The following is a 10,866-nucleotide window of genomic DNA, read 5'->3' on the forward strand; positions in this document are numbered from 1 at the left end:
GCGCTGAAGGAATCAATACGCTGCCGACCACAACTCGCTAATCTCGCAACGCGTCGACTGGTTCGATACGTGCAGCCTTGAGTGCCGGGTACGTTCCAGCGGCGAGACCAACAAGTGCTCCAACCAACACCCCGACGGGCGCTGCCCAGAAGGCGATGATGGGGGTCCACTGCTGTGCGATACAGACGCCGATGAGGGCAAATAGCCCGACGACCACACCCATGAGTCCGCCAAGCACACCCGTTGTCAGCGACTCCAACATGAACTGCGCCGCGATGTCGCGCGTGCGCGCGCCTAGGGCACGGCGCAAACCGATCTCTCCCCGTCGCTCTGCGACCGACAACAACGTCACATTCGCGATGCCGATGCCGCCACCGATCAACGCGACAATGCCAATGGCGAGGAACAAGACGTTGACATCTGCCTGCACGCCTTCTTGCAACGCATTCGAGTTCGATGGCGCTTTCACCTTGAACCCGTCGGGGGAATTCGGGTTCAACGCAATCGGTGCCTGATGCGCCACCACCGGACCAGCACCAACCGCAATACGCATATCAAGGTTTTCGGCTGCGGCAACGTCAAGTTGCGCCCGTGCCGTATTGAGCGGCACGATCACCGCATCTAGCAATGGGCTTCGTGTCCCAACCGAATCAAGAATGCCAATCACGGTGTACGCGCGATCATCGATAAAGACAGCGGGCTGGCCAGTGACGCGGTTGACACCAAGTGCCTCAGCAGCCCCTTTGCCCAGCACGACCACACGATCACCACGCTCATCGTGCCCGCGGTCAAAGAAACGGCCGGTGCTGATCTTGCCGTCGACGGTTTCAAGCAGCTCTGGAGATGCCGCAAATACACTCGGTGACGCGGTTTGCGGCGCAGACGGATCCTGCACCTGCACCGCGGCAACCTTCGGCGCAGTTTTCGGCTTTGCAAGGAGCGCGGCATGCTCGACCCCGGCAAGGTCACTCACCCTGTCGACGGCGTCCCACGGGAGCGAGGCTGTCGCGCGTTCTTTCCCGTTCGCAGCTTTCGTCGATCCAGGTTCAACCGTCACGCGCGTGGCGGCGAGCGCATCAAACTGCTGCGCGATCTGCCCCGAGGCGGTCTGCGCGAAGCCGATCGTCGCGACAAGCGAAGCGATGCCGAGCACCGTTCCGATGAGCGTGATGATGAGTCGTGACGGGCGCGCGCCAACGCCCTCAAAGGTCTCCCGGAGGAGGTCCTTCGTCGAAACACCTGGAGGAAGCGCAGCACGGTTCGCCTTCCGGGATCCGCGCCACTCAGTGAATTTCTGCTTGAGGCCCCGCATCACGCAACCTCCGTCAGTGAGCCGTCGTGCATGCGCACGCGACGCTTGGCCGCCTGCGCGACCTCGTTATCGTGCGTAATCATCACGATCGTGAGCCCGTCGGCGCCAAGCTCGTCGAACAGGCGCATAATTCCTTGCGAGTTCTCTCGATCAAGGTTGCCCGTCGGCTCATCGGCGAGAAGCAGCCTCGGCGACGTACTTACGGCACGCGCAATTGCAACGCGCTGACGTTCACCGCCTGAGAGCGTGCGTGGGAAGAAGTCAACTCGGTGTGAGAGTCCGACGCGATCGAGCGCGGATCGGGCCAGCTGCTCGCGCTCCTCACGCGGAAGACCCGCATACGTTCCCGCAAGCATCGTGTTCTCAAGAACGGTGCGAGTTGGCATGAGATGGAAAGATTGAAAGACGAATCCGATCGCGCTCGCTCGCATCGCCGCGCGAGCGTTGTCTTCGAGCGTGCCAACGTCGATGCCTTCGAACAGGAACTGTCCCGTGCTGGGTCGGTCAAGCAGCCCAAGCGTATTGAGCATCGTGGATTTACCGGATCCCGAGGGGCCAATGATCGCGAGGTATTCCCCACGGTCGACAGTAAGATCGACGCCGCGCAGGGCGTTCACAGGAGGTGGGCCTGGGAAGAAACGCGTCACGTCATTCAGTGAAATGAGCGGTCCAGCATATTCTGGGTCGCCGACGCGCATGTTCTCAGCTGCATCGGCAACTGCGGCATCGTACGCGTGCTGTTTCGCCCGACGTCGTGCAGCACGAACGATATCTCGATCGGCTTTGCGACGTTCACGAGTGAGCGAGCGAGCAGAGCGCGGCTCTTGCTCGCGCTCTGCTGACGCTTCACTCGCTTCTTCAAAAAGTTCGTCGACCTCACTCACCGGCCGACCACGACCTTTGCCCCGGCCTTGAAGCGCGGATCAGCGCTTTCGAGCTCGACGAAGCCGTCTGCCGCGAGCCCCGCGGTCACGTCTACCATCTCGGTGACAGCATCTGGGCCGTTCTTGATATCGATGAGCAGTTCGACGCGGTCCTGCCCTGCTGAACCAGCAGAGAGTGCAGCAATGGGCACCGCAAGCACTTCACCGTCGGTGCTTGCAACGGGAACCCGTACACGTACGTTCGTTCCTCGCAAGACATCGATCTGTTCGGAGCTCAGTTTCGCTGGCGTAAAACTCACCGTGTAGCGTGACCCATTGCCAGCATTGGTGTTTCCGCCAGAGTTACCGCCGCTGTTGTCGTCGCCACCCTCAGGTTTGCCGCCACTCTTTGGCGCTTCCACCTTCGCGACCGTCGCCTCAATGTCGGTGCCGTCTGGCCCAGGGAACGTTGCCTTTGCACCTGCAGCGAGCAGCTCTGCGTCCTGCTTCGAGACTGTTCCAACGATCGTGAGCTCAGCGCCCGAAACGTTCATTGGTGATCCCTGTAGCACATCGCCACGCTTCACCGACACGTCGTCCACACGCCGTGGCAAATTACTGAGGAACAGGACTTCCGAGGAGGGAAGCGTCGGAAGCACGCGTTCCTGTGCCAGACCGAGTGCATCCTGTGCATCAGACAGCTGATCGTTCGCCGCGGTGAGCGCTGCTTCTTCAGCGGAAGTATTGTGCGAACCTGCGGCACGAGCCTGGTCGAGCGCACTCTGAGCTTGAGCAACGGCAACGTTCGCATCGCGCACGCTTCGTTCTGCCGTTTGGAGTGCTTCCTGTGCATCCTCTCCACCGCTCGCCGCCGAATATCCCGTCTGCTCATAGAGCGCACCGAGTGCCGTGGCAGTGTCCCAGGTGAAGGTGTCGTCACCCGAATCGCCGGCGCCGTATCCCATGGCGTTCAGCGCAGTCTTCAGCTGCACCACGTCGGGACCACGCATACCGATGCTCAGTGTGCGGTATGACGGCAGTTCACCAGGCAAAACAATGACTGGACGACCTGCGACTTCAAGGGCGATGTTGCCGGCGTTGAAGACGGTGCCGACTTCAGGGACATGCCCAGTGACAACAGGGCGTTCAGCTGCAGCCCCAGCATCGATACTCACTTCAACCGCATCCGCGTACGTCACTTCACCGCGAGTAATGATGGTGTTCTCAATTCGCCGCTGCTCAACCGGGGCGGTAATTGGACCTGCCTCCGGCGGCTCGGTGCGCGAAGCAAGCTCCGCTGGCGAAACGATAAATTGCATCACCGCAATGCCGATGAGCAACGAGACAACAGCTACGCCCGCAATGAGTGCGACGAGGCGTCGCCCTGTCCAGCTCTTTCGCTCAGCTTTCTCAGGAGCATCAGTGGCCTCGCCTGATTCCTGGTCTGCAGCATCAACGGCTTCGGCATGTGCTTCGTGCTCAGTCGTCCCGTTCGCTTCTGTCGTTCGTGCCCGTCGCCCTCGTACGCGCATCAATTACTTCTTCTTGGCGCCGTACTTGGCGACCAGTGCGTCAAGCTGAGGCTTATTCGCGTCGATGAATTCCTGCTCAGCGGCATTCGTCAGCTTCTGAATTTCAGCGTCGTACTTCACCTGCTCCTTGCACGTGATATCAGCAACGGCCGTCTCAATTTCACGAGCCTGGAACTTGTCTACCTCGCCCTTGTCAGCCTTTGACATGTCGCCGTCTTCCGGCATGAGTGCGTAGTACTCGTTATTCAGTACTTCAAAGACAGAATTGGGTGACGCGAACTCGCTGATTCCAGCCTTCGTCATGCACGCGTTCCACGAGGTGTTCAGTGCTTGCACCTCTGGGCTCGCCTGCGTGTCGTCGTAGAACGGCATGTGCACTTCGTTCATCTCGGTGAAGAGCTCAGCAAATTCTGGGTCCTCAAATGCGGCATTGACTCCGCCATTCGACTCATTGATCTCGTTCTGGGCCCAGCCTTGGCAACCTGAGTCTTGCCAGCGGTACTCATACGAGCCGTCCTCGTTGATTTCGCTTTCGTCAGGGCCAGCGCCGTACAACGTTTCGTAGTACGCAGCCTGTTCTGATTCGCTCAACGAGTTCACGTAGTCCTCGTTCGGATCTTCATACGCAGAGGGGTCTTCTGGCTCTTCAGGGGCATCGTCCATGCCAGGCCAGTTCACTATGCCGTAACCGTACTCTTTCGCGAACTCCAATGAGCCCCACTCGGGCCCTTCAGACTCGCCTTCATCTTCCGAGTTCATGATGACCATGCCGCCACCGGACTTACTCGGGGTGTACTCGAAGCCCTCCTTCGTCATGCATTCCGCGACGAGTTCTTCGGTCTTTGCCATCTCGGCATCGAGCTTCTCTTGCGTGAACTGATCCTCGTCATACAGCACCGAGAGGTACTTCTGCAGGGGGCTTTCTTCTGCCTCTTTCACTTTGCCGTCGTTGCCAGAGCAGCCGGTCAGTAGGAGCGCCGCAGCGATGGTCACAGCGGGCAGCGCAAAGCGGCGGCCAATCGTGAAACGGTTGGTCTGGGGGGTCATTCTGGTCCTCAACTTCAGGCGAATCGTATGAAATCTAGTGAGCTATAACCCGAAAGCCTAGTGGGCGAATACCGCAAACTCTCCAGAATGAGTCCATATCGTCACCTGCCACAAGAATTTGGTTACCGCTCCACAAGAACCCCATCTGCATCGCACCAGACGTGCGCACCCGGCCTGAATGTCACTCCCCCGATGATGAGTTCGACATCGGCCGCCCCGGCGCCCGTCTTCGTCGACTTCGCAGGATTCGAGCCAAGTGCCTTGACCCCAAGCGGCAGAGTTCCGATCGCGACACGGTCGCGAATTGCACCGTTCACGATGATGCCAGCCCAACCATTGTCGACTGCCATCCCCGCGATGACATCACCGACGAGCGCTGTCTCCAGGGATCCGCCCCCATCGACGACCAGCACGGCACCTTCGCCGGGCGTAGCAAGCACGCTTTTCAACAAGGCATTGTCTTGGAAGCAACGGACCGTACGCACCGGTCCGTCAAAGCAGGTCATCGCTCCGATGTCCTGCATCTGGAGGGCGAGCGACTGCAGCGCATCGCCATGGGTGTCGTACAGGTCTGCTGTGTTGATGAGGTCCACGAGACCCCTCCTTCCGCGCACGTTCGACTACGAACGCATCGTCCTCCACGCTACCTGCCACCCCGGTATCGCGCGACCCCCGATTGACGGTACCCGGGTATGAGCACCCCGGTACTGGGGCAGGATGGCAGGCCCGCGAGAGGCCCGTAATTTGGTTACTACCAGGCACACAAGCCCCCGTCCGAGAAAGGCAACATCATGCAGGACACCATGACCATGAACTCCACCGTCGCTCTCGAGGGCGGCACCACCGCTCCCAGCACCGATGGAGCACCGCAGCCGACATTTACGCCAGCTCCAAAGCCGCAGAGCGACGGACGTTCGTTCGCAATCGCGAGCTTCGTCATCGGCCTCGCCTCAATCGTCTCAGGCTGGACCTTGGTCGCACCAGTCGTCGGTCTGATCCTCGGTGTGCTCGCGCTTCGTCGCGAAACCCCAGAACGTACCCTTGCGCTGTGGGGCGTGTGGATGAACGCAGCAATCCTCGCGCTCGTCGCAATCATGCTCGTCTTCGGCATCGGCCTGCTGATCTTCGGCCTCATGGCCGGCACGATCTACTAACGCGCTTAACCGGGTGAAGCAGGGGTGCGGATCACCACCTTGATCGTTCCCCTCTCGCGGGTGTGCTGGCATCAACTCCACCGTTGGTGCCAGCACACCCGCGCTCGTTTGCCGGCGTCGGCGCTCACACGTCGTCTCGTACCCCTAAGATGAACACGTCCTACTTCCACAATGACGAGGAACCCCGACGTGACAAAGTACACACTCGACAACGCGACCGACGCTGGCCATATTCATACGGGCAAAGGATTGAACCAAGGCACACTCGGCGTCGTTGGCTCAACGATTATCGGCCTCTCGTCGACAGCCCCGCTGTATTCGCTCGCAGCGACGCTCGGCTACGTCATTGTTGCGGTTGGCGCACAAGCTCCGCTCGTCTTCGTCGTGGCATGTATCCCCATGGTGTTTGCGGCGTTCGCGTACCAAGAGCTCAACCGCGAGGCTCCTGACTGCGGCACCACCTTCGTTTGGGGCACCAAGGCCTTCGGACCGGTGACCGGGTGGATCGGTGGCTGGGCGGTCGCCGTTGCAGGCGTCATGGTGATGGCCAATGTTGGTGAAATCACCGGCCGCTACTTCTGGTACCTCGTCGGCAATAATGAGTTCGCAAATGACCAAACCATTGTCGTCATTACCTCAGTCGTGTTCATCGCGCTCATGTCAGGCATCAGCATGCTCGGTGTGCAGATCGGTGACCGCATGCAGATGGTCCTCATGGTCATCCAGATGGGTGCACTCCTGCTCTTTGGCGTGCTCGCACTTGTGAACGCACTCAACGGCAGTAACCCCGACTCAGTTGCATTCGACTGGAACTGGTTCAACCCTGCAGAGCTCGGCAGCTGGAGCGGATTCATGCAGGCCGTTCTACTCGCGCTCTTCATTTACTGGGGCTGGGATACCTGCCTGGCGCTGAACGAAGAGACGAAGAATCCGCGCAAGACTCCCGGCCGTGCGGCATTGTCGAGCATCGTCGTGCTCATCGTTGTATATGTTGGCGTCTCGATCGCTGTCATGATGTTTGCCGGCTTTGGCGACACTGGTTATGGCCTCACCAACGCCGCGAATCTCGACGATGTCTTCACGGTTCTCCGTGATGTGCTCTTTGGCCCGTGGGGCTGGTTCTTGATTCTCGCGGTGATGGTTTCTGCTGCGTCGTCGACGCAGACCACGATTTTGCCGACCGCGCGCGGCACCCTCTCAATGGCGGTCTATCGCGCGCTCCCTGCAAAGTTTGCCTCGGTGCACCCGAAGTTCAAGACGCCCTGGTTCTCCACGCTCGTCATGGGCATCGCTTCAATCGTCTATTACGTCGTCATGTCGCTCGTCTCGACAGACATGCTCGCCGATTCGCTCACGTCAATGGGCCTCGCGGTTGCGCTCTACTACGCGCTGACCTCGTTCGCCTGTGTCTGGTACTTCCGATCAACGCTGCGCAGCAGTGCTCGCAACCTGTGGATGCGCGGCATTCTGCCGTTGCTTGGTGGCATCATGTTGACCTACGCGTTCATCCAATCGGCAATCGACATGTGGGCAACCGACTATGGCAACACCGTGCTGTTTGGCATTGGCGGCGCGTTCGTCATTGGCGTCGGAGCGATCGTGCTCGGCTTCGTGCTCATGGGAATCTGGGCATTCCAGCCGAACTCGCGGCCGTTCTTCCGCGGTGAAAGCCTCAACCGCGATACGCCAGTACTCGTTCCCGACGAGTAGACCGCAGCACGGTTCCCGCACTTTTCACTTTCCTACTTGGAGCAGTTCATGACGCACTTTGACACCCTCATCATCGGTGCAGGTATCTCTGGTCTCACCACCGCCCGGTTACTTGCTCGCGACGGTCAACGCGTCGCGGTTCTTGAGGCACGAGATCGTATCGGCGGGCGTGTGCATACCGATCGCGAAGGCGGACGGGCAACTGACCTCGGCGCCTCGTGGATCCACGGCATCACCGATAGCCCAGTCTTCGAGGCAGCCACGGCATTTGGCATGCCGATGGTTGAGTTCACCGTCGGCGGGTACCAGCCCGACAGCCGCCCCATGGCTTACTACGGACCAGACAACGAGCGCCTGTCGTCGACCGCAGCCGCGCAGTTCACCGCCGATATTCATGCGGTTGATGCGGCGCTTGTCCAGACGATCGCAGCATCGCAGGAGGGCGACTCGTATGCAGACGTCGTAGAGCGTACGCTCGGCTCGCTCCGCTGGGATGACGCGCGAGCCGAGCGAGCACGCGAATACTTCCGGCACCGTGCAGAAGAACAGTATGGGGTGTGGATCGAAGATCTCGACGCGCACGGGCTCGACGATGATGCGATCGACGGCGATGAGGTCGTCTTCCCACAGGGCTACGATGCGCTCGCCACACATCTCGCGCAGGGGCTTGACGTGCGGCTCACACACGAGGTCACGGCTGTGCGCTGGAGCGAATCCGGAGTCGAAGTAACGAGCAACCGTGGCACCTTCACCGCAGCACGCGCAGTTGTGACGGTTCCCGTTGGTGTCCTGCAGTCGACGGAGTTCGTCATTGATCCGCCATTGCCAGCGCGTAATGCCAGCGCACTCGCTGGACTCCGCATGAACGCGTTCGAGAAGGTATTCATCAGGTTCACCGAGAAGTTCTGGGACGACGGGGTGTATGCGATCCGCCGCCAAGGCCCAGAAAGCCGCTGGTGGCACTCGTGGTACGACCTCACTGCCTTGCATGGTGAGCCTACGCTCCTCACGTTCGCAGCAGGACCTTGCGCGCGTGACACTCGTGACTGGTCAGACGCAGAGATCGTTGAGGATGTGCTCACAGAGCTGCGTGCGCTGTACGGAGACCGGGTGAGCGACCCCGCGCAGATCCACGTCACCCGCTGGCAAGACGATCTATGGTCACGCGGTTCGTACGCATACATGACCGTCGGTTCAACCCCTGAAGACCATGACCTGCTCGCGACCCCGGTCGGTGATGTGCTGCACATCGCTGGCGAAGCGACCTGGACAGATGACCCAGCCACGGTCACCGCGGCACTCATGTCAGGCCACCGTGCGGCCGAACGTATTCTCGGCCGCGACGTCGCATTCCCTGAGATTTGGAGCTGATGCCGAGTAAGTGTTGCACGTTCTCCCGTTTCGGATCCAAGCTCTTCGGTAGCGACATGTTCCGGCGTTGAGCACGGTTCACGTGGCAGCAGCTCATTCCGGATGAGGCTCACGGCGGCTGAGCTGTCTGTTCTGCGCATCACCATGTCCACACGTGACGTATAGCCGCTGCTAAGGTGACTCCTCGTGAGTAGTAACGAGAGCTTCGAAAGTCAACCACGCAAATTCGGAGCGATTCGTCACCGCAAAACTGGCCCCTACATTATTGGCGGCGCCATGTCGATGATGGCTGACAACATCGAACATGTGCTCGCCTACTGGGTGCTCTGGCAGACCTTCCATTCGCCGTGGCTTGTGGGGTTCCAGATCATCAGTCATTGGCTCCCCTACTTGCTCTTCTCGGTCGCGGCAGGAGCGCTCGCAGAACGCTTCGACTGCCGTCGCGTCATTCAGATCGCGCAGCTGCTCTTCATGAGTGTTTCACTCGCTTGGGGCGTCCTGTTTCTCACAGGAACGCTTGAGCTCTGGCACGCGTGCGTCCTCCTCGTGCTGCACGGCATTGCCGGCTGCATCTGGATGCCAGCTGAACAACTCATGCTCTACCGGTTCGCTGGCCCAGCGCAGCTCACCGGCGCGATTCGCATGAATTCTACGTTCCGCTCACTTGGCTTCCTTGCTGGCCCGGTCATCGGCTCGGCACTGCTCCTCAGCATCGGTCCCGCGTACGGCATGTTTGTGAACATTCTGTTCTACCTGCCGCTCACGGTCTTCTTGATGTTCGTGAAGATCCCGAAGGCCGCGCCAGATGCCCAAGCTCCGAAGAAATCCGCAGATGCGCCAAAGAATTTCTTCTCTGCGTTCAAGGTCTTGGGGACGATCCGCCGCGACAAGCAGCTTCTCGGTATGGTGATGCTGTCTGCCCTCAGCGCTGCCACGCTCGGAGCGGTCATTCAGAACGCCATGCCTGAGTTTGCCGATGAGCTAGGTGCCGGATCTGCCGGCCTCGCCTACGGCGCCTTGCTCTTTGCCAACGGAGCTGGCGGCGTGCTCGGCGGCTTCCTTCTCGAAGCGACAGGCAAAGTTCCGATCACGCCTCGCACCGCAGTTATCAGCGCCATCGTGCTTGGCATCACCACGATCGTATTTGCACTCAGCCCGTTCTACGCGCTCGCACTCGTCGCTCTCGTCATCGGCGGTATCGCACGCATCACGGCTGATTCGACTGAGATGAGCATTGTGCAATTGCGTGCGCCCAATGAAGAACGTGGGCGGATCATCGGCGCATACACGATGTTCGGGCCGGGAATGATGACCTTTAGCGGGCTGACAGTCGCGGTGCTCGGCAGTCTCTTCGGATTGCGTGGCACCGTGTTGTTTGGCGGTATCGTACTCACTATTGGCGCATTCCTCATTGGCTTGTTCGTGCTGCGCCCTGCGCGCGACAACCCTTACCCATCAGAAAGGCCCGCAGCATGATCACTAATGCCCAGCTCGCTGAATACCCATTCCTGGAAGACATGTATGGGGATGACTATTACCCAGACCATCTCGTGGATCAGTGCAAGGCGATCCTCACGACGCTCTGCACCCAGATTGAGGCCGCGCCTCCGGCAGACCTTGACGGACTCTATGTGCTCACGCATGCAGCAACAGAATCGTTCAACGGCCTCCAAGCAGCCTTCAGTGCCGCCGACAGCGACATCGAGACCGTTGCACGGGAAACCATCGCTGAGGACTTTGCGGTGATTGCTGAGGCCTATGGCTTCGAGGACGCCGATATCGAAGAGCTCATCAGCCCGCGGGACTGGTAAGCACGGTATCCAGTTCCCGGCGTTCGGGTCAAAATACAACGGAGGGGCGGATCTCAGTAAGCACTG

Annotated in this window: 10 protein-coding genes; 5 read left to right on the plus strand and 5 right to left on the minus strand. The window is 59.9% G+C overall.

Features of this window, described 5'->3' with window-relative positions; all coding sequences use genetic code 11:
* Positions 1-37 precede the first annotated feature (37 nt).
* The 5 genes from FW756_RS10025 to rraA form a co-directional block, all read right to left on the minus strand.
* Entirely contained in the window at positions 38-1,312 is a 1,275-nt protein-coding gene (locus FW756_RS10025; RefSeq protein WP_446430003.1) for an ABC transporter permease, read from the minus strand.
* Entirely contained in the window at positions 1,312-2,196 is an 885-nt protein-coding gene (locus tag FW756_RS10030) for an ABC transporter ATP-binding protein (protein WP_446430004.1), read from the minus strand. The genes FW756_RS10025 and FW756_RS10030 overlap by 1 nt, the downstream gene beginning before the upstream one ends.
* Positions 2,193-3,707 carry a hypothetical protein gene (locus FW756_RS10035; protein ID WP_446430005.1) on the minus strand — a complete coding sequence of 505 codons (1,515 nt, stop codon included), beginning with the start codon at positions 3,705-3,707 and terminating at the stop codon, positions 2,193-2,195. The genes FW756_RS10030 and FW756_RS10035 overlap by 4 nt, the downstream gene beginning before the upstream one ends.
* A gap of 3 nt (positions 3,708-3,710) precedes the next feature.
* Complete coding sequence (locus tag FW756_RS10040; protein ID WP_446430006.1) at positions 3,711-4,754, minus strand: hypothetical protein; 1,044 nt, start codon at positions 4,752-4,754, stop codon at positions 3,711-3,713.
* A 122-nt stretch (positions 4,755-4,876) separates the two neighbouring features.
* Positions 4,877-5,347, minus strand: coding sequence for a ribonuclease E activity regulator RraA (rraA, locus tag FW756_RS10045; protein WP_446430007.1), 471 nt, complete (start codon positions 5,345-5,347; stop codon positions 4,877-4,879).
* Between the two features lie 210 nt (positions 5,348-5,557).
* Here rraA and FW756_RS10050 point away from each other — a divergent pair, with 210 nt between their 5' ends.
* From FW756_RS10050 to FW756_RS10070, 5 genes are all read left to right on the plus strand, one after another.
* Positions 5,558-5,908: a DUF4190 domain-containing protein gene (locus FW756_RS10050; RefSeq protein ID WP_446430008.1), complete on the plus strand. Its 351-nt coding sequence runs from the start codon at positions 5,558-5,560 to the stop codon at positions 5,906-5,908.
* 189 nt (positions 5,909-6,097) lie between these two features.
* Positions 6,098-7,618 (plus strand): APC family permease, encoded by a 1,521-nt coding sequence (locus FW756_RS10055; protein ID WP_446430009.1) that lies wholly within the window; start codon positions 6,098-6,100, stop codon positions 7,616-7,618.
* A gap of 48 nt (positions 7,619-7,666) precedes the next feature.
* A complete protein-coding gene (locus FW756_RS10060; protein ID WP_446430010.1) occupies positions 7,667-8,989 on the plus strand; it encodes a flavin monoamine oxidase family protein in 1,323 nt (440 codons plus the stop codon).
* Between the two features lie 186 nt (positions 8,990-9,175).
* A complete protein-coding gene (locus FW756_RS10065; RefSeq protein WP_446430011.1) occupies positions 9,176-10,465 on the plus strand; it encodes an MFS transporter in 1,290 nt (429 codons plus the stop codon).
* Entirely contained in the window at positions 10,462-10,800 is a 339-nt protein-coding gene (locus tag FW756_RS10070; RefSeq protein WP_446430012.1) for a DUF5713 family protein, read from the plus strand. The genes FW756_RS10065 and FW756_RS10070 overlap by 4 nt, the downstream gene beginning before the upstream one ends.
* Positions 10,801-10,866 lie beyond the last annotated feature (66 nt).

This window comes from Leucobacter sp. 1207-22, from assembly GCF_052850455.1.

Bases quoted from the DNA above. Each gene is read 5' to 3' on its own strand.
- FW756_RS10050 (WP_446430008.1), top strand. From the start codon at position 5,558: ATGACCATGAACTCCACCGTCGCTCTCGAGGGCGGCACCACCGCTCCC.
- FW756_RS10040 (WP_446430006.1), bottom strand. From the start codon at position 4,754: ATGACCCCCCAGACCAACCGTTTCACGATTGGCCGCCGCTTTGCGCTG.
- FW756_RS10070 (WP_446430012.1), top strand. From the start codon at position 10,462: ATGATCACTAATGCCCAGCTCGCTGAATACCCATTCCTGGAAGACATG.
- FW756_RS10060 (WP_446430010.1), top strand. From the start codon at position 7,667: ATGACGCACTTTGACACCCTCATCATCGGTGCAGGTATCTCTGGTCTC.
- FW756_RS10035 (WP_446430005.1), bottom strand. From the start codon at position 3,707: ATGCGCGTACGAGGGCGACGGGCACGAACGACAGAAGCGAACGGGACG.
- FW756_RS10025 (WP_446430003.1), bottom strand. From the start codon at position 1,312: ATGCGGGGCCTCAAGCAGAAATTCACTGAGTGGCGCGGATCCCGGAAG.